This is a genomic window from Arthrobacter sp. PAMC25564 (assembly GCF_004798705.1).
In the GTDB taxonomy this organism is placed as follows: domain Bacteria; phylum Actinomycetota; class Actinomycetes; order Actinomycetales; family Micrococcaceae; genus Arthrobacter.
The window spans coordinates 3,900,132-3,919,300 of the sequence record NZ_CP039290.1; the positions used below are offsets into that span (position 1 = coordinate 3,900,132).

17 protein-coding genes are annotated in these 19,169 nt (G+C 65.2%); 8 read left to right on the forward strand and 9 right to left on the reverse strand.

The features are described 5' to 3' along the window. Nucleotides 1-52 precede the first annotated feature (52 nt). From E5206_RS18000 to E5206_RS18015, 4 genes are all read right to left on the reverse strand, one after another. The gene (locus tag E5206_RS18000; RefSeq protein ID WP_136323684.1) at nt 53-1,012 is read right to left on the reverse strand and encodes a carbohydrate kinase; all 960 of its coding nucleotides are present in this window, start codon (nt 1,010-1,012) and stop codon (nt 53-55) included. 104 nt (nt 1,013-1,116) lie between these two features. Further along, nucleotides 1,117-1,911, reverse strand: coding sequence for an ATP-binding cassette domain-containing protein (locus tag E5206_RS18005; RefSeq protein WP_136323685.1), 795 nt, complete (start codon nt 1,909-1,911; stop codon nt 1,117-1,119). After that, complete coding sequence (locus tag E5206_RS18010; RefSeq protein WP_136323686.1) at nt 1,908-2,954, reverse strand: ABC transporter permease; 1,047 nt, start codon at nt 2,952-2,954, stop codon at nt 1,908-1,910. Before E5206_RS18010 ends, E5206_RS18005 begins: the two co-directional genes overlap by 4 nt. A gap of 93 nt (nt 2,955-3,047) precedes the next feature. Beyond that, nucleotides 3,048-4,166 carry a substrate-binding domain-containing protein gene (locus E5206_RS18015; RefSeq protein WP_136323687.1) on the reverse strand — a complete coding sequence of 373 codons (1,119 nt, stop codon included), beginning with the start codon at nt 4,164-4,166 and terminating at the stop codon, nt 3,048-3,050. A 165-nt stretch (nt 4,167-4,331) separates the two neighbouring features. Here E5206_RS18015 and E5206_RS18020 point away from each other — a divergent pair, with 165 nt between their 5' ends. Next, nucleotides 4,332-5,330 (forward strand): LacI family DNA-binding transcriptional regulator, encoded by a 999-nt coding sequence (locus E5206_RS18020; protein WP_136324215.1) that lies wholly within the window; start codon nt 4,332-4,334, stop codon nt 5,328-5,330. 54 nt (nt 5,331-5,384) lie between these two features. Beyond that, nucleotides 5,385-5,678, forward strand: a complete 294-nt coding sequence (locus E5206_RS18025; protein ID WP_136324216.1) for an antibiotic biosynthesis monooxygenase — start codon at nt 5,385-5,387, stop codon at nt 5,676-5,678. Between the two features lie 217 nt (nt 5,679-5,895). Here E5206_RS18025 and E5206_RS18030 read toward each other — a convergent pair whose 3' ends face one another. Next, a complete protein-coding gene (locus E5206_RS18030; protein ID WP_136323688.1) occupies nt 5,896-6,246 on the reverse strand; it encodes a hypothetical protein in 351 nt (116 codons plus the stop codon). A gap of 15 nt (nt 6,247-6,261) precedes the next feature. On the opposite strand from E5206_RS18030, the gene E5206_RS18035 reads away from it, so the two are divergent. Continuing rightward, a complete protein-coding gene (locus E5206_RS18035; RefSeq protein WP_136323689.1) occupies nt 6,262-7,452 on the forward strand; it encodes a Fic family protein in 1,191 nt (396 codons plus the stop codon). Nucleotides 7,453-7,554: 102 nt separating this feature from the next. Here E5206_RS18035 and E5206_RS18040 read toward each other — a convergent pair whose 3' ends face one another. Next, entirely contained in the window at nt 7,555-7,788 is a 234-nt protein-coding gene (locus E5206_RS18040; protein WP_136323690.1) for a hypothetical protein, read from the reverse strand. Nucleotides 7,789-8,074: 286 nt separating this feature from the next. Here E5206_RS18040 and E5206_RS18045 point away from each other — a divergent pair, with 286 nt between their 5' ends. The 5 genes from E5206_RS18045 to E5206_RS18065 all read left to right on the forward strand — a co-directional run bounded on the left by E5206_RS18045 (nt 8,075) and on the right by E5206_RS18065 (nt 16,749). Further along, nucleotides 8,075-8,638: a dihydrofolate reductase family protein gene (locus E5206_RS18045; protein WP_136323691.1), complete on the forward strand. Its 564-nt coding sequence runs from the start codon at nt 8,075-8,077 to the stop codon at nt 8,636-8,638. A 98-nt stretch (nt 8,639-8,736) separates the two neighbouring features. Beyond that, nucleotides 8,737-9,525: a DUF4386 domain-containing protein gene (locus E5206_RS18050; RefSeq protein WP_205759962.1), complete on the forward strand. Its 789-nt coding sequence runs from the start codon at nt 8,737-8,739 to the stop codon at nt 9,523-9,525. A 166-nt stretch (nt 9,526-9,691) separates the two neighbouring features. Continuing rightward, on the forward strand, nt 9,692-12,358 hold the full coding sequence (locus tag E5206_RS18055; protein WP_136323692.1) for a PD-(D/E)XK nuclease family protein: 2,667 nt from the start codon (nt 9,692-9,694) through the stop codon (nt 12,356-12,358). Then, nucleotides 12,355-15,504: a UvrD-helicase domain-containing protein gene (locus tag E5206_RS18060; RefSeq protein ID WP_136323693.1), complete on the forward strand. Its 3,150-nt coding sequence runs from the start codon at nt 12,355-12,357 to the stop codon at nt 15,502-15,504. The genes E5206_RS18055 and E5206_RS18060 overlap by 4 nt, the downstream gene beginning before the upstream one ends. Before the next feature lie 48 nt (nt 15,505-15,552). Next, complete coding sequence (locus E5206_RS18065; protein ID WP_136323694.1) at nt 15,553-16,749, forward strand: aminotransferase class V-fold PLP-dependent enzyme; 1,197 nt, start codon at nt 15,553-15,555, stop codon at nt 16,747-16,749. 27 nt (nt 16,750-16,776) lie between these two features. Here E5206_RS18065 and E5206_RS18070 read toward each other — a convergent pair whose 3' ends face one another. The 3 genes from E5206_RS18070 to egtC are packed head-to-tail and all read right to left on the reverse strand — an operon-like array spanning nt 16,777 to nt 19,167. Then, a complete protein-coding gene (locus tag E5206_RS18070; RefSeq protein WP_136323695.1) occupies nt 16,777-17,397 on the reverse strand; it encodes a dihydrofolate reductase family protein in 621 nt (206 codons plus the stop codon). Between the two features lie 22 nt (nt 17,398-17,419). Beyond that, nucleotides 17,420-18,406 (reverse strand): L-histidine N(alpha)-methyltransferase, encoded by a 987-nt coding sequence (gene egtD, locus E5206_RS18075; protein ID WP_136323696.1) that lies wholly within the window; start codon nt 18,404-18,406, stop codon nt 17,420-17,422. Then, entirely contained in the window at nt 18,403-19,167 is a 765-nt protein-coding gene (gene egtC / locus E5206_RS18080) for an ergothioneine biosynthesis protein EgtC (RefSeq protein ID WP_136323697.1), read from the reverse strand. The genes egtD and egtC overlap by 4 nt, the downstream gene beginning before the upstream one ends. Nucleotides 19,168-19,169 lie beyond the last annotated feature (2 nt).

Sequence of the window (19,169 nt, forward strand, 5' to 3'; positions counted from 1 at the left end):
AGGGACTAAAGATATCGATCGTATGTGACAACCAGCCATTTGATGATCTGCTTCAAGAAGCCGCGTATTGGGCGACGGGGAGGGCTCCGAGTGCCATGTTGAGTTCTTCCAGGGTCGGGGGGTTCGCTCCCGGGCGCTGAACGGTAATGGCCGCGGCTGCAGCTGCAGTGTGGCCGAGCTGCTCCAGGACAGCTGGGGCGAAGCCTTCGGTTCCTCGGGTGAGAAAGCCCAGGATCAGGGCGGACATGAAGGAGTCCCCGGCGCCGATGGTATCGGCCACTTTAGACTTCACGGCAGGAATCCGGATGTTAGCGGCGGGGGTGGTGAATTGTGAGCCTTCTGCGCCCTTGGTGATGACGGCAAGTCCGGTCCCCAGACCGAGGATGTGGGCTGCAGTTTCGTCCAGGCTTTTTTCGGGGTAAAGCCATTGGGCGTCTTCGTCGCTGAGTTTAACGACGTCGGTTAATGGTACGAGCTCTTCGAACGTGGCTTTGGCTTCCATGTGGCTGCCGAGCAGGGCCGGCCTGATGTTGGGATCGTAAGTGATCATGCAGTGTCTGTGCGCCTGTTCGAGCAGTGATTTCACGGTGCCTGCACCGGGATTAAGGAAGGTGGCGATGGATCCGGTGTGCAGTATTTTTGGGAAGTAGGCGGGGGCTGTCGGGGCAAGGTCCCAGGTGATGTCGAAGTCGTACTTTGCGGAGCCGTCGGGTTCAAGGGTTGCGGTTGCCGATGCCGTCCGGGTGAGGGATTTTGATCCGGGCAGGAGTATGACGCCCGCGCTGCGGAGATGGTTTTCGATGGAGGTCCCCCGCGCGTCCTGGGCGATGGCCGTGAGCAGACCGGTGGCTACGCCGAGGCGGCCGAGTCCATAGGCGACATTGGCCGGAGAGCCACCCGGGTGTTCCACTTTGTCGTGTGACGTGGTGACCACGTCGATCAGCGCTTCGCCTACCACCATGACGTCGAGCATCTGGTGAGCGTCGTGCCGGGCTGTTTTGAGGTAATCCATGGTCTGTCTTTCGTGGAAGCTGATGGCGGGGCCTGTCCGAGCCACGTCAGTCCGCGGACCGATAAACCGGGTCCGCGGACTGATTAGTGGCAGGCGGCAGCTGTTCAGGCGGTGGCTGCACCGGTCATGATCGCAACTGCGTCGGTCATGGTGTGTGATTGCGGCGTGATAGTGGCGGCGCACTTGCCGAGGCGCTGGATGTGGATGCGGTCCGCGACGTCAAACACATGGGGCATGTTGTGGCTGATCAGGATGACCGGCAGGCCGCGGTCCCGGAGGTCCCGGACTAACTGCAGCACCTGGTTCGATTCCCGAACCCCGAGTGCCGCCGTCGGCTCATCCAGCACTACCACCTTGGAACCGAACGCTGCGGCGCGGGCCACGGCGACGGCCTGGCGCTGGCCGCCGGAGAGGTTTTCTACCGGCACTGTGACGTCCTGGAGGGTGGAGATGCCCAAGCGGGTCAGCTCTTCCTTTGCCTTCCGGCGCATGCCTTTGGTGTCGAGCATCCGGAATAGGCTCCCCAAGGGGCCGGGGAGTCGCTCTTCACGGCCGAGGAATAGGTTCGAGGCAACATCGAGTGCCGGGGAGACGGCCAGGTTCTGGTAGACCGTTTCGATGCCGTGGACCCGGGCGTCCTGCGGTCGCTTGAAGTGCACCTGCTTCCCCGATACGTAGAGTTCTCCTGTGTCCGGTATTTCGGCGCCGGTAAGGCACTTGATCAGTGTGGACTTGCCGGCACCGTTATCGCCGATGACGGCCAGCACTTCGCCCGGGTAGAGGTCCAGGCTGACGCCATCGAGGCCGACGACTCGGCCGAAGGTCTTGACGAGGTTCCTGGCCTTGAGGATGGGCTCGCGGGTGGCGGTATGGGAGGCTGCAGATTCTGTCATGGTCATGACTTGACCTTTCGGATCCACTGGTCGATAGACACAGCAACAATGATCAGGATGCCTACGGCGAGGGTCTGATACAGGACGTCCAGGCCGGCGAGCGAGAGGCCGTTTCGGAAAACGCCGACGATCAGCGCTCCGAGCAGTGAACCCCAGATGGAGCCGCGGCCGCCAAAGAGGCTTGTTCCGCCGATCACGACGGCGGTGATGGAGTCGAGGTTCAGGTCGACACCGGCGTTTGGGCTGGCGGCGTTGGTGCGGCCGATCTGGATCCAAGCGCCGGCGGCAAGAACTGCTCCTGCGGCAAGGTAGACGCTCATGAGGACGCGGCTGACCGGAATACCGGCGAGACGGGCCGCTTCCTTGTCATCACCCACGGCGTAGACGTGCCGTCCCCAGGCCGTCTTGCCCAGGATGAAGGCGACAACGGCGTAGAGCAGGAGCATCATGACGACGCCTGTGGAGATGCGGACGGCCCCGACCGGGAACGTGGTTCCCAGCCAGGTGAGGACACCTGGCATCGCAGATCCGCGGACCGTGCTGCCGCCTGAGTAGAGCAGCGTTAGGGCGACGAAGATGTTCAGCGTTCCGAGGGTGACGATGAACGGTGGGAGCCGGAATCTTGTGACCAGGAAGCCGTTGAGCGCGCCGGCGGCAAGACCGACAGCGAGACCTGCAATGAGTGCCAGCGGCCCGGGAACACCGTTGCTGACCGCGAGCTGGGCCATCACCATCGAGGATAGGATCATGACCGCGCCGACGGAGAGGTCGATGCCGGCGGTCAGGATGATAAGGGTCTGAGCGATGGCCAGGGTGCCCACCACCGCTACCTGCTGCGTGATCAGGGACAAGTTCTCTACCCGCAGGAAGCGGTCATTGAGGAGTCCGAAGACCACCACTGCGATCAGCAGGACAATGGCGGGGCTGAGGGCCGGGTAGCGGTGGAGAATGTTGCGGATTCTGCTGAGAGGGGTCTGGCGGTCGAGGAATTCCTCGGCCAAATCAGCGTGCCCGGTGCTCGGCGGGCCGGCGGTCTGTTGCTGGGTCACTTGAATTGCTCCTGAACTTCCATGTTCTGTAACTGTCGTCGTGCTGCGCGCTGCGGGGAGACGCCTTGGCACGTCTCCCCGCAAAGGGAGGGGTTATTTGCCCCAGCAGATCTGAGAAGCGGCCGTGGTGTCGATGCTATCCAGCCCGGCAACTGCCTTGTCAGTGACCAGTGCGGAGCCGGTGTTGAAGAAGTCCAGGCCCGCTGAGACCGACGGCTTCTTGCCCGACGTGGCCAGGTCGTGGATGGCTTGGACGCCAAGCTGGGCCATCTTGACGGGGTACTGCTGGGCGGTGGCGCCGATGATTCCGGACTTGACGTTGTTCACGCCGGTGCAGCCACCGTCGATGGAGACGACCAGCACGCCCTTTTCTTTGCCCGCAGCCTTCAGTGCCTCATAGGCGCCCGCAGCGGCCGGTTCGTTGATGGTGTAGACGACGTTGATGTTGGGGTTCTTCGACAGCAGGGTTTCCATCGCGGTCCGGCCGCCGTCCTCGGCGCCCTGGGAGGCCTGGCTGCCGACGATCTCGTAGTCCCCGCCCTTACCGCCCGTGTACTTGCCGGTCTTGGCCTCGTCACCGTTCTTCGTTTTGTCGGCGGTGTCGATGCCCATTCCGGTCAGGAATCCCTGATCACGGTTGTAGTCAACCGAAACGACCTTGTCGCTGAACAGATCAACCAAGGCAATAGTGGCCTTCTTGCCATCCAGCTGCGCCGCGGTCCACTGCCCGATCTGTTTGCCGGCCGCGAAGTTGTCGGTCGCGAAGGTGATGTCCACTGCGCTGGCCGGGTCCGGCGGGGTGTCCAGGGCGATCACGTACAAGCCTGCGTCGCGGGCCTTCTTGATCGCGTCGACGACGGCGGGCCCGTTCGGGGTGATGAGGATGCCCTTGTCGCCCTTGGAGATGGCATTCTCGATCGCCTGGATCTGGGTGTCTTCGTCGCCGTCGGACTTGCCGGCAGCCAGCTTCAGATCAATATTGCCCCCCTCGGCTGCTTTTTTCGCGCCGTCTTCCATTGCTACGAAGTACGGGTTGGACGTGGTCTTTACGATCAGCGAAACGCCGATCTTTGCGTCAGTGGCGCCTCCGCTGGCAGACGTCCCGGTGGAACTGCCGCCACAGGCAGTAAGACTGAGCGCTCCCAAGGTCAGCACTGCTCCTGCAGCGAACAGGCGGGTGGTTGTCGAACGAGGCGCTGTGGAACTCAACATTGAATCTCCTGGTGTTTGAGGCCCTCACTGGCCTCGACAACGATGTCATGTACGATGTAAGCAGCATCACACCGGAGAGTCAATAGATGCAACTTAGAAGGAGCGATTTTCTTGACAACGATGTCCGATCGTAGCCAGCCGGCCCTTTCCGCCAGTCGTCCGACGATGCGCCACGTGGCTGCCCTTGCCGGCGTCGGAATTAAGACCGTCTCCCGGGTGATCAATGACGAACCCGGCGTGTCGGAGGCCACCCGGGAAAAGGTGCTCAGCGCTTCCCGGCAACTCAACTACCAGCTGGACATGGCGGCCGGCAGCCTGCGCCGCGCGGGCAGAAGGACGCTCTCCGTCGGGCTCCTGCTCCCAAGTGTCTCCAACCCCTTCAGCGGCGAGATCAACCGGGCAATTGAAGATGCGCTGGGGGCCAGGGGAATAGCGGTTTTTGCCGCGAGTCTCGATGACGACCCCCGGCGGGAGCAGGCCATTGTTACAGCGTTTCTTGGCCGGCGCGTCGACGGGCTCATCCTCACACCGATCGCCCGAAGCCAGGCGTACGTAATCCCGGAGCATTCCCGTGATCTGCCCCTGGTCTTCATCGACCGTGAACCGGTAGGGCTGGAAGCAGATGCCGTCGTAACCGATAACGCCGCCGGCGCCGCCAAGGCGGCCGCACACCTGATCAGCCACGGCCACACCAGACTCGCCTATCTCGGGGACCGCACAGACATCCAGACCGCAAGGGAACGCCGGCGGGGGTTCATGGAGGAGATCGGTCGGTACGGAATTCCCACCTCGACGGTTCCCGTCCGTGAAAACCTTCACGACGAGGAATCAGCGAGGCTGGCCACGCTGGAACTTTTCACTGCGGGGGAACCACCGACGGCGATCTTCTCCAGCCAGAACCTCGTCACGTTCGGCGCCATGCGTGCCCTGAGAGAGCTCGGGCTAAGCAAACAGGTGGCCTTGATCGGGTTCGATGACTTCACGCTTGCCGACATGATGGATCCCGGCGTAACGGTCATCGCCCAGCACCCCGAGCGAATCGGGAAGCTGGCAGCAGAGCGGCTGCTGGCCAGGATTGACGGCGACCAACAGCCTGCGCATACCTATGTTGTCCCGTCCGAGCTGATACAAAGAGGCACCGGGGAACTCCGCCCTCCGACCTGACGCCGGGAAACTTTCCGAACAGCCGCCAAACACCTTTACCTGAAAGGGATCATGATGACCAAGACCCTCTACGCCGAGTTCACCGTCAAACCCGGTAGCGAAGCCCGGGTCGCGGAGATGATGCTCGAATTGACCCGGCACGTCCGCCAGGAACAGGGCAATGAGCTCTTCCTTCCCTATACACGGGAAGAAAATCCGCGGGAGTACTTTGTTTTCGAGGTCTACCGTGACGAAGCCGCATTCCAGGAACACATCCGCGCCGATTACGGAGCCAGGTTCAACGAGGAGCTGGCCCGCCACATTGAAGGCGACGCCTCGGCGCTGACCTGGCTCCTGCCGGTGGAATAGCCTGCCGCCACATCTCCTCCAACCCCCGTTCACGGGAGCTGCGTCATGGCTCCCGTCGAGGGGTCCGAACGGAACCGTGCACCGAAAATAGCCCTTCCAAGCTGTCCGTTGGCGGGGAACTTTCTGTTGCCCGTCATTCGCTTCACCGGCCTCACCAGATTGGCCGTTCGTTCACATACTTGAGTCGCCAACAAACCGTTGACTTGTCTGATGGACATCATTTAGCGTCCATCGCACTGACAACGTTGTCTATCCGCGACACGCGCAACGAAGGGCGAAACAAGTAGATGAAGCGGTAGTTTTCTGGACGCCCATCGATGACACCTTCATCAATCGAGCGGATGCGGCAGGGGACATGAGCCTGCTGCTTCCGCATCAGACTGGACTGTGGCTCGTCCTCCACGCGCTGACCTTCGCTGCCTTCCTCATATCCGTGTTCGCGTTCGTCACAATGTGGAAATCGCGGCCGGAGCGCGCAATCGTCCAGAGCGGCCGCCGGCCGGGAGCCGGCGTTTGGAATAAACGCAGAATAACGAAAAGTCATACCAATGGATAAGTGAATAAACATTGGTAAACGCGATCCATGTCCACGTTTGAGGAGAAGTCGCCCCGGCCGTCGCTTGGCCATGAAGAACGGCCCTGGCACAGCGTCCAGGACGAGTATGGCTCACGAACGCAGAAGCGTCTGGCCGCGGGTCCGTACTTGGCGACGGTCCCCGCATTCATCGCCGATCAGACAATCTCGCTCGGTAGCGAGCTGCACGCGCTAACTGAAGAGGCCGCGAGCGAGCTGGCCCGCTTCGATGCGGAAGTAGGTCAAATCGCGGCACCATTCGCGTCCATTCTCCTGCGCACCGAGAGCGCCTCCAGCTCGGAAATCGAGAACCTCACGAGCGGCGCACGGCAGATCGCCTTGGCGGAGCTCGGTGAGCACGCCTCGAAGAATGCGCAGCTCATCGTCGGCAACGTCCGAGCCATGCAAGCAGCTCTTTCCCTGTCCGAGTCCATCGACGGCCACGCCATCCTGGAAATGCACCGCGCACTGCTCGAGCAAAGCAATCCCGAAATCGTCGGCCATTGGCGTGACCAGCAGGTCTGGATCGGTGGCGGGAGCCTCGGACCGCACACCGCACAGTTTGTCCCTCCCCATCAGGACCGGGTCCCCGCGCTCATGGACGATCTCTTCGCCTTCGCCAATCGCGTCGACCTTCCCGTGCTCGTTCACACCGCGATCGCTCACGCCCAATTCGAAACAATCCACCCGTTCCCCGATGGCAACGGAAGGGTCGGTCGCGCCCTCATCCAGTCGATGCTGCGCGGAGGACAGCTCACCCGAAACGTTGCCGTTCCTGTCTCCGCAGGCTTGCTCCACAACACCAGCCAATACTTTGAATCCCTGGGTGCGTACCGGTCCGGAGACATCGCCCCGATTGTTCGTTCAATCGCCGAGGCATCCTTCGCGGCGGTGCACAACGGCCGTATCCTCGTCGATGACCTGGAGATCGTGCAGGTCGAATGGCGCGGGCGCATCAGCGCGAGACGAGACTCGGCAGCCCACCGGCTCGTGGACGTTCTCCTTCGCCAACCCGTGATTGGCGCAGCCGCAGCTCAGCTTGGCATATCGACCGTCAACGCTCAGGTCGCTATCGACCGCCTCGTTGACGCCAACATTCTGACCCAAATCACAGACGGACGACGAAACCGAATTTGGCTAGCGAAGGACGTCGTTCAGGTCCTTGACGAGTTCGCCGCCCGAGCGAAGCGGCGCCGATAGCCGGACGGTGAACGGACGCACTCTGAGCCGACCGATCCCTGCCCGATTTGGAGTCCAGCTCCTGCCCGTAACGGAACGCTCAGCGGGACGCGGCAGAATATTTCAACCGGCAGTCGGTTCCTCGTCGTTGGCGACAGCCTCGATCCAATCCACAGCCTCGTCGGAAAGCTGGGGACCGTCTGCTGATTCGCCAGCCCACCACTCAGAATCCGTCGTGCCGCCCGTAACCGCCATGATGCCGGCGATTACATTCGGTGGCAGCGGCTCGCCGTTGTGCTCAATGAGCCAGTCGCGAGTTTCCGCATCGGCCAGAGGCCACCACTCTTGGATGTTCATCAACGCAGTATTGCACTGACGAAGTCGTGCGTACGCATTCCGCCGTGGGACGAACTCCGGCGGAGGCACCGCCTAACGGGCGCAGCTCCCCCGTTAAGGACGCCCCGGAGGTGTCCCGGTGGCGATCCTTCACCAGGCAGCTCAGTTGAAACGCGGACCGAAGGCTATGGCATCCAGATCATGGGCAGTTACGGTGGCTCCATGAGGGACAGGATGCTGCCGATCATATGCGGGAGGACAGAGTTCAATGACGCCCTCGACCACTACGAGACGGAAGGCTGGCGCCGTGCGGAAACTGATCTACGGCATGAACCTGACCCTGGACGGCTACATCGCCGCGGCTGGCGACGACATCGGCTGGAGCGGGCCGAGCGACGAACTGTTCCAGTGGTGGCTCGACCAGGAGCGGGCTAGCAGCCTGTCGCTGTACGGCCGCAAGCTCTGGGAGACCATGAGCTCCTACTGGCCCACCGGCGACCAGCAGCCCAACGCCACCCCGGCGGAGATCGAGTTCGCGCGGAACTGGCGGGACACGCCAAAGGTGGTGTTCTCCTCGACGATCGACAAGGTCGACTGGAACACCCGCCTGGTCACCGGCGACGCGATCGCCGAGATCACCCGGCTCAAGGCCGGGGACGGCGGCCCGATGAGCATCGGCGGCGCAACGCTCGCCGGAGCGGCCATGCGGGCCGGGCTGATCGACGAGTACGCGCTGGCCACCCATCCGGTCCTGGTGGGCGGCGGCACGCCGTTCTTCACCGCGCTGGACAGCTGGGTGAACCTGAACCTGGTGGAGACGCGGACGTTTCCCGGCGGCGTGGTCCTGACCAGGTACGAGACGAGGCGCTGAGGAGTACCTCATATCAGGATGCTCGCGAAACGGCGGTGCCCTTGACGAGTGTTCACCCGAGCACGACACTGGGACCCAGTTGAAGGTCGGCACAATTAATGCCGCAGCCGAACAACTGGGCGGGCAATCGCTCGCCGGCCATCGCGCCAACAATGGAAGGCATCCCGGTGACTTCAACGAGGAAGACCGCGCTCGTGGCAGGTATTTTCTACCTGATGACCTTTGTTTCGATCCCCACGCTCACACTGTACGGTCCCGTGAAGGGCAAGGACTTTATCATCAGCTCCACCGCCGACACTGGCGCGCTCTGGGGAGGCTTGCTCGAGGTGATCGTCGGTCTCGCCGGAATCGGCACCGCCGTCACGCTGTTCCCGGTGGTCAAGCGGCAAAACGAAGGCATGGCGCTGGGCTTTGTCGCCAGTCGCACGATTGAAGCCGCCATGATCTTCGCTGGCGTCGCGAGCATCCTTTCCCTCGTTGCCTTGCAGCAAGCCGGAGTCCCTGGAGCGAACGCGACCTCGTTGACAACTGTGGGCGACGGGCTCGTCGCGTTCTACAACGGAACGTTCCTGCTCGGACAGAGCCTCATGCCAGCCGTGAATGCTGTGTTGTTGGGGACCTTGCTGTACCGTTCGAGCCTCGTGCCGCGTGCCATTCCCGTGCTTGGACTCATCGGAGCTCCCCTACAGTTCGCTGCCGTCATCCTCACGATGTTCGGCGTCATCGACCGAATCTCCACCGTGACCCTGCTCGCCGCGCTCCCGATCGCGCTATGGGAGTTCTCGCTTGGCCTCTGGCTAGTCGTCAAGGGCTTCAAGCCGTCACCCATTACAGGCGCACTGCTCGCCACCGTCGCAACGCCCGCCAGCCGAACCGACTTCGACTAGCCCACCGTGACCATGCTGGTCTCGACTGACCCATGGATGGCGCTCGACTCGGACTGACAAGTAAACGCTTGGCCACAAACGCCACCCCAACGCGTCACACCATTTATTGCCCAACTCTCCCCCCTATGATCAAGGAACTGTCGGTCCTACACGTCCAGGGGATGATGTGAACGTTTTGTTTGGCCTGTTTCTGGACCGCGCTCCGTGGACCTATCGCGATTCCGCACTCGGTGCGGTCCGGCTCGGGCCCTTGGGCTTGACCCAACTGCTCCAGACCCGGCTGGGATTGACCGGGCCCGATGCCCGCCACTCGACGCGGATCCGGCAGTTCATGGCCCGACTCGCGGAGCAGGACACCCCTGAAGCCTGGTTCCACGGCTCCTTCACCGTCGACCCCTGGTCTACCGCCATGGACCTGCTGAAGCTGCGCGACGAGCTTGTGCTCAACGGCTGGACCGGCATCGCGCCGGACGGGTCAACCGCCAAGCTGAAAGCCCTCGCGTCCCTCGAGCAGAGCCCGCTTCCCCTCGACCGGGCCTTCGCCGATTATCCGCTGGAACTCGTGCACGAGCTCGAAAGCGAGGCCACGTCCAGCTGGCCCCTCGGCGTCTCCCGGCTGGAACTCCAGCACCCCCGCGACTCGTTCCCCGCCATCTGGCAGCGCCTCATCGGCGCCCTCGAACGCCACGGCGTGGGCGTGGCCGAGCCGGCACCGGAGACCGGGCCGGTAGGCGAGGTCACCGTCCTCGTCGCCAAGACCGAGTGGGAAGCAGCCGAACACACCGCCCGCTGGCTCGCGTCCGCCGAAAACCCCCGCACGGACCGCGCCGCCGTCGTCGCCTCCGCCAGCACAGCGTTGCTGGACCAGGAACTCCAACTCCGCGGCCTGCCGCGGATCGGCGTGAGCAGCCGCTCCCGCTGGCGCGCCCTGGACCAGATCATCCCCCTCTTCTTCAACGTGATCTGGGGACCCGTGGACGTCCAGCTGCTGGGCGAATTCCTGAACCTCCCCATCAGCCCCGTCCGGCGCGGCGCCGCACGGCAACTGCTCCGCGCCCTCGCCGCCCAGCCGGGCACCGGCGGCGAAGAATGGCTCCGCGCGCTGCAGGACATCGGCAGCGACGAGGACCTTGGCCCCGGTGTCGCGGCAGAGCTGGACCTGCTGCTCAGCACCGGGCTGCTCACGGACGACGGGACGGTCAGCGGCAGCGCCGTCGTCGAACGCGCGCAGTGGCTGCGCACCCAGCTCAGCCGCCGCGTGCAGCTGCATCCCCAACTGGAATCCGTGCTCAGCCAGCTCAACGAATTCACGGCCCTGATCGACGGGCCGGAGCCGGTCACGCGCAAGACCATCGCGCGGATCCTGGAATCCGTCATTCCCGCCAGCGCCAATCCCCTGGCCGGCGGCGAGGCCGCGCCCTGGGTGACGCTGCGCAGTCTGGGCGAACTGTGCGACGACGTCGACACGCTCGTCTGGTGGGGGTGCCAGGACGACGGCCAGGCCCGGCCCCGCCACTGGGACGACGCGGAACGCCTCGCGCTGCAGAGTGTCGGCGTCGAACTCCCCGATCCGGCGGCCCTTGCTGAGCTGGAACTCTCCGTCGCGGTAAACGCCGCGAGGCACTCCCGCCGGCTGCTGCTGGTGCGCGCCGCCGAGATCAGCGGGGAGCCCACGAAGGCCCACCCCGTGCTGTCCTCCCTCGCCTTCAGCACCCTTCCGGCTCCCCTGCAGGGAACCCTGGAGGAGAACAAAAAGGCAGTGGAACACGCCATCACGGCCTTCAGCGTCACCCCCGCCGATCTGGTGCACGACGGCGTCTGGCGCCTCGCCGGCCGGACCGCCACGCTGACCCCGGTACAGCCCTCCCCCGCCCGGCTTCTGCCGGCAGCCCACGAACTGGGCCCGCGCCCGGCCTTTATGCCCGAGAAGCTCTCCTACTCGCAGCTCAGCACCTTGATCGGCTGCTCGCTGAAGTGGGTGCTGGAGAAGAAGGGCCGGCTGAAGGTGGCCGACGCGCAATCCGTCCCCACCGGAAACACCATGATCGGCACCCTGGTGCACAAGGTGGTCGAGGAACTCTTCGGCGAGCTCTACGCCGCGAACCGGGCCGTGCCGGAGCCGAAGGAAGTCCAGGCCAAACTGGACGAACTCGTGCCGGACTACGCCTCGGAGCTGCTGTTGCCGGGCAATGGAAGTAAACTCGCCGGCCTCCGGCCGATCATCGGGAACTCCGTCATCAAGCTGTTCCAGACCCTGCAGACCCAAGGGGTCTACATCCGCGCCACCGAGCATGCCTTCGACAAGCCGGCCTCGTTCAACGTCAACGGCGCCCGGATCGACGTGCAGGTCTCCGGGTCCATCGATGTCCTCGCCGCAGACCAGCAGGCCGAACCCGTGGTGATCGACCTCAAGTGGACCAACCGCTCGAAGTACCGGCGGGAGGAGATCACCCAGGGTGACGCAATGCAGCTCGCCCTGTACCACTGGGCCCTGGACGACGGGCCGGACCCGATGTCCACCGTCACCGAGGACGCCCCGATGTCCTACTATCTGCTCAAACAGGGCGAGTTTGCCTCCACCAGCACACTCTTCGGGCCGGCTCTGGCCAGCCCCGCGTCCAGCCGGAGCACCTGGCAGCGTTCCGTCCGCGCCGCCGAATTCTCCATCGCCGAAGTCGTCGGCGGACGCGTCCTGGCCGCCGGCCGGCAGGAGCTGGGAACCTCCGATGAGCAGCGGGAAACGGCGACGGCGGACGGCAGGCTCTACCAGAAGCCGCCCTGCAACTTCTGCGACTTCTCCGCACTCTGCGGCCTCAAGGGGGATCTGTCATGAACCACGCACCGGGCAACGTCACGATGATCACGGCCAGCGCCGGCACCGGCAAGACTTACAGCCTGATGGGCGAAATCGCCCGCGAAATCAACAATGGCACTAAACCCAGCCAGATCCTGGCCACCACCTTCACGAAGAAGGCCGCCGCGGAACTCATCGACCGGGTCCAGGCCGAACTCTTCGGCCAGGAACGCCCCGACGCCGCCCGGCAGATGTCCGTCAGCATGGTGGGCACCGTCAACAGCGTCTGCAGCCGGCTGCTCCAGGAATACGCCGTCGACGCCGGGCTCTCGCCCGCGCTGCAGGTCATCGCCGAAGACGAACAGCTCCGGATCTTCCAGCTGGCCACGGACGACGTGTTCGCGGAGTTCACGCCGAGAATCCAGCCGCTGGCCCTCCGGCTGGGGCACGACGGCGAAACGGACGTCCGCGGAAGCGACACCGACTGGCGCAAAATCGTCCGCGACATCACGGATGCCGCACGCAGCAACAGGATCGCCCCCTCAAGCCTGGCCCGCTCCGCCTCGTTGTCCTGGCAGGGGCTGCAGCAGGTCCTTGGCCCGGCGGCCCTCGATGACCGCGCCTCCTGGTCCCACCAGCTCCTGGAGGGCCTGATGAGCCTCCGCGGGCTGAAAGCGGACCTTGTTGAGGCCGGCAAGACTCCGCCCAAGAACCTGCTCGCCTCGATCGCCCTGCTCGAGCCAGTGCTGGCCCAGGCCTCCCCGGAGGACGCCCCGTGGCGCTTCTGGATCGATGCGGCCGGGGTCCCGAATGCGGACGCCAAACGGCAGCTGGAAGACTACATTTCCGCGGTCGAAGCCGATCTGGCGGCCAACCCCGCCTTCCAGACCGAGCTGAGGGAATTCACCGAACTGCTGTTTGCCTGCGCCGCCTCGTGCCTGGACCGCTTCGCGGACTTCAAGCGACAGTACGGGCTGATTGACTTCGCAGACCAGGAAACCCTGGTCCTGGATCTGCTGGAGAACAACCCGGAGTTCCGCGCCTCCATCGCCGGACGGATCAAGTTCATGGTGGTGGACGAATTCCAGGACACCAGCCCGCTGCAGCTCCAGCTCTTCACCAGGTTCGCCGAACTGGTGGACAAGGTCGTCTGGGTCGGGGACTCCAAGCAGGCCATCTACGAATTCCGCGGCACGGACCCGGAGCTGATGAAGGCCGTCGCCGCCCGGATTGAGCACAAGACCCAGCTCCATGATTCCTGGCGGTCCAAAGAAGCAGTCATTGACCTCTCCAACGGGATCAGCCTCGCCATGTTCCCGGAGCTGAGCGAGGATGAAGTACGGCTGACGGTTCCGGACGCCCGCCTCGATCCTTCCCATCCGAAGAACGCCCTGGGCGGTTCCCGGGAAACCTGGACCCTGGCAGCGAAGACGGTTCCGGCACAGCGGCGGGCCATCGCCGCCGGCGTCGTTGACCTGATCCGGCGCCGTGGCTTCAAGGCGTCCGACGTCGCCGTCCTGGCCCGGTCAAACGCCAGCGTGGAGGCTATCGCTGCTGAACTGACAGCGCTCGGGCTCAAGGCAACCACCCACACGTCCCCGCTGTTCGCCGCGCGGGAAATCCAGCTGGTCCGTGCCGGGATGGCCTTTGTCGCCTCCGACGACGACACGGTAGCCCTGGCCGAGCTGGCCCACCTGCACCCCGGGCACGCCCAATTCGGCCGCTGGGTGCCCGCCTTGTTCGACGCCGCGGAGCCGAAGGAGGAACTCCGGCGCTGGGCCAGCGACCCGCAGGTCACCGGGCTGGTGGAGCTCCGCGGCCTGGCCACGCTGTGCACCCCCACCGAGATCATGGAGGAAGTCGTCTCCCGGCTCGGTGTTGCCCGGCTCATCAAATCGTGGAGCAGCCCGGGAACCCGGCTCAAGAATCTGGACGCGCTGCGCTCGATGCTGGAGCGGTACTACCAATCGTGTGCCGCCCTGGGCAAGCCCGTCACCCTGGGCGGCTCGCTCAAGTTCCTGGCCGACGCCGACAGCGCCGGCAGCGAGAACTTCGGCGACGACGTCGTCAACGTCCTGACCTATCACAAGGCCAAGGGGCTCGAATGGCCGGCAGTGGTGCTGGCGAGCCTCGACACCCCCGTTGCTGCGAGCCCCTGGGGTGTGAGCGTCGAGGGCGTGGCGGAAATCGATGTCCGGAACCCCCTCGCCGGCCGGTGGATCCGCTTCTGGCCCTGGCCGTTTGGCGCCAAGGGATTCAAGCCGCTCTCCGGAGTGGCAGACGAATCAGTTGTGGCGCAGCGGGTTCTCGCGCGACGGCAGGCGGACTCGGCGCGCGTCCTCTACGTGGGCCTGACCCGCTCGGTCAGCGTGACCTGCCTGGCAGCCGCCAAACCGGCCCCGGCGTCGCTGAACACCCTCGCGTCCGGGCCCATCGTGGAGTGGACGGCGGGAGCCGGCAACAAAGGCACCCTGGCCGTCCTCGGCCGCGACGCCGAACACACCCTCTCGGTGGATGCCTTCAGCTATGAGCCGGTGGATGAGCGCGCTTCCGGGGGCGAGGGCGCGGGCGGGGAATTCGAGGATTCCCTGGCCGTGGCGTCTCCGGTTTCGCACAAGCCGGCGCGCGTGACGGCCAGCTCTTTGGAAAGCTTTGGCTTCGTTGCGGACGTCACGGAGGCCGCGGTCCTTGGGCCGCAGCTGATCCCGCACGGAGCGCCCAACTGGGACCACGTGGGCTCGGCCATCCATGGCTACTTCGCGCTGCCGCTGGCCGATCTGGATGCCGAAGTCCGGCTCAGCGCGGCGCAGCGGCTCCTTGACCGCTGGGGCGCGGCATCCGCCGTCGAACCGGGCGTTGTGGTGGAAGCCGGTGAGCGGATGCTCACCTTCTTCGCCGGGCAGTACCCCGGCGCGACGGTCATCACCGAGCAGTCGGTTGCCTGGCGGAAATCGGACAACCAGCTGATGGAAGGGTGGATCGACCTCCTGCTGGAGACACCGGCCGGGTATGTGCTGGTGGACCACAAGTCCTATCCGGGCAAGGACCCGATCGGCCATATCAGGGACAAGTACGTCGGCCAGCTGCGGGGATATGCGGAAGCGATCCAGTCCATTACCGGCCGGCCCGTCGTCGAGACGCTGATCCACATGCCGGCGCTGGGGAAGATTTTCCGGATCAGCTGACCTTCACCGCCGATGACGGCGTGTGTGCCGTGCGGCAGGATGTGATTTATGCCAATTGATGTCGAAGCGGTGCGCAGCCAGACCCGTGGCGTCCTGAACGTGACCCATCTGAACAATGCGGGGAGCTCGTTGCCCCCTGGTCCTGTAGTGGACACCGTCGTGGGTCATTTACGCCGTGAGGAGGAGATCGGCGGCTATGAGGCGGCAGAGGAGGCTGCCGGCCGGCTGGAGGGAGTGTACTCCTCGGTGGCGCGGCTGATCGGGGCGGAACCGAACGAGATAGCCCTGGCCGAGAGCGGCAGCCGCGCCTGGGCGATGGCGGTCTACAGCTTCCCCTTCGTCCCCCGGACCCGGCTGCTGATCGGCCGCACCGAGTACGCAGGAAACGTCATTGCGCTGCGGCAGCTTGCGCGCCGTAACGAGCTGCAGATTGTGGTGCTCGACGACGATCGCCACGGACAGGTTGACGTGGAGCACCTGCAGCGGGAGCTGGACCGCGGCAACGTGGCCATGGTCGCCCTGGCACATGTGCCGATGTCTAACGGCCTGGTGAATCCGGCGGCGGAGGTGGGCAGGCGCTGCCGCGCTGCCGGGGTGATGTTTGTGCTCGACGCCTGCCAGTCGGTGGGCCAGATGCCGTTGGACGTGCAGGCATTGGGGTGCGACGTGCTGGCGGGAACCGGACGGAAGTTCCTGCGCGGACCGCGCGGCACCGCGTTCCTCTATGTCCGCGCCCCGGTCCTGGAACGGCTTGAGCCGGCCATGCTGGACGGGCATTCCGCCGTTCCGGCCGGCACCGGGGGCCTTGAAGTCCGCCACGATGCCCGGCGCTTCGAGAGCTGGGAGGGCAGTGCCGCCGGACGGCTGGGCCTGGGCCGGGCAGTCGATTACGCCCTGGCCCTGGGCCTGGACGCTGTCCAGGAGCGCATCGCCGGACTTGCGGAGCAGTTGCGCACCGAAGTGGCGGCGGTTCCCGCGGTCACGGTCCACGACGTCGGGATCACCCGGTGCGGCATCGTCACGTTTTCGGTGAAGGGACACGACGCCCGGAACATCAGGGCCCGGCTGGCGGACCACCGGATCAATGTCTCGGTGGTACCGCGGCCCTCCGCCCCGGGCGGCTCCATCCCCGCAGGGCGGGAGGGGGAGGACCTGGTGGTGCGGGCATCGGTGCACTACTACAACACCGGGACCGAGGTCCGACGGTTGGTCGGCTTCCTTTGGGGAATGTCGTCGGGTACCTGAACACAGCGCCGGTATTGGGAACCACGCCTAGCCCTGGTCGCCGGCCGACATATCGCCGACGCCAGGCGTGCCCTCGGCGAGCGCGTAGCGCTGCAGCACCGCACCCTTCGGTGAGGCGACGACCGGCTCGATGAGTCTGAGGTTCGTCGGAACCACCCCGTCGGCGAAGACCTTCTTTCCACGGCCGAGGAGGATCGGATACACCCAGAGCGTGAGCCGGTCGAAGAGCCGCTCGGCGAACAGGGTCTGCACGAAGTCGAGACTTCCGATGACGTGGATGTTCTCGTGCCGGTCGCGCAGGTCCCGCACGGCGGCGACGACGTCAGCGCCGAGCAGTGTGGAGCCGGCCCACTCGAGGGTCGGCGCATGGCGCGAGGCCACGTATTTCGGGAGGCGGTTGAACAGCCGTGCAATGCCCCCGTCCGCGTGCGGCCAGTACGCCGCGAAGATGTCGTAGGTCCGGCGCCCGAGAAGCAGCGCGTCCATCCCCGTCATCCCGGAGTCGACCTGCTCGCCGACGACCTCGTCTATGAGAGGCGCCTGCCAGCCGCCAAACGCGAAACCGTCGTCGGTGTCCTCGTCCGGCCCGCCGGGCGCCTGCGCGACGCCGTCGAGGGTCGCGAAAAGGTCGATATGGATGAGTCCCATGCCGTGTTTCTTCCTTGCCTGCTTAGATGGCTTCGGCCAGGGTCATCGCGTAACGGTTCTGCCGGTCGGTCCACTGCCCGATGGCGGAGAACCCCGCCGCCTCGATTTCTTCGACGACGCCCTCGAGGCGGAACTTGGCCGAAATCTCCGTCCGGAGCTCCTCGCCTTCGTGGAACCGGACGTCCATGTCCACCCCCGGGAGGCGTACCAGCATGGGCCGGCTGGCGCGCAGCCGCATCTCGATCCATTCCTCCTGGGGCATCCACACGGCCACGTGCTCAAAAGCCATCACGTCGAAATCGGCGCCCAGCTCGGAGTTGAGGACGCGCAGCACGTTCCGGTTAAAGTCCGCCGTGACTCCCTCGGCGTCGGCGTAGGCCGGAACAAGGACGTGCGGTGACTTCACCAGGTCCGTGCCAAGAAGGAGGGAACCACCGTCGGCGCCGAGCAGCTCACGGACATTGGAGAGGAAGCGGGCCCGCGCCACCGGCTCAAAATTACCGATGGTGCCGCCCAGGAACGCGACCATGCGGCGTCCCGCCCGCGGCAGCAGGTGCAGCTGGGTCTCAAAATCCGCTGCCACGGCCTGCAGCTCAAGGCCTGGAAAAGCAGGAGCCAATTCGTTCCGGGCCTCCAGCAGCGCGCTGTCGCTGACGTCCACGGCAACGTAGCGGCGAAGGGATCCCTCCGCCCTCAGCGCGTTCAGCAGCAGCGGGGTTTTCCGGGACGATCCGGACCCGAGCTCGATCAGAGTCTGCGCAGGACTTGCGGCCGCCATCTCTGCTGCGTAGAGCTCCAGCACCTCGCGTTCGGCCCGTGTCGGGTAGTACTCCGGGAGGCCGGTGATGCGCTCAAAAAGTTCGCTGCCCAGCTTGTCGTAGAACCACTTGGGCGGCAGCGTTTTCGGCGAAGCGCTGAGCCCTGCCCGCACATCGGCGCGCAGGCTGCGTCCCAGGTGGTCAGGAGGCAGGTGGTGGATGATGTCCGGGCGATCGGTGGAGAGGCTCATGGGGCCACCTGTTCCTTCGTGTGGGCGGGAATCGGACGTATGGTGACGTGGCTGGCGGTGGCGGTCAGAAGGGAGTTGTCCGGCACCTCCTGCCAGCCGGGGCCGTCGTCAAAGGGTTCACTGGCCACCACGACGCTCCCGGCGCCGGTTCGCCAAAAAAGGGTGTCCCCGGCGGCCGTGGCCGCGATGCCCGTGCCGTCGGTGAGCAGGAAGTTCAGCCGACCGCCGGTGACGGCAGCGACAGTGCCGACCACGTGCGCCAGCGCATCCCCGGGGGTGGCCCCTGCGGCGAGCCGTTCCAGCACGAGTGCCCAGAGCAGTGCGGAGTCGACCTGGGCTTCAAGGGCCAGCAGGCGGGCGGGCGGAAGTGACGCGGCCAGGCCTTCCAAGGCATCCGGCCATCCCTCGACGCGCCCGTTGTGGCTGAAGAGCCAGGAGCCGTGCGCATAAGGGGCAGCAGCTGACTCCTCCTGCGTCATCCCTGATGTCGCTGACCGGACGGCCGCGAGCACGGCCCGGCTGGAGGTAACCCTGGCGACGTCGGCGAAGGACCTGTCCGCCCAGATCGGGATCGCGCGGCGGTACCGGGCAGGTACGGGATCCCCCGGGGCATACCATCCGACGCCGAAACCGTCAGCGTTTACGGTCCCGTTCCGCTGCCGCCTGGGTGCCCAGGACTGCGTCAGCAACCCGTACGCCGGAGCGAACAGCAGCTCCGCCAGCGGCATCGGGGGCCCGATGTAGGCGAGGTGACGGCACACGG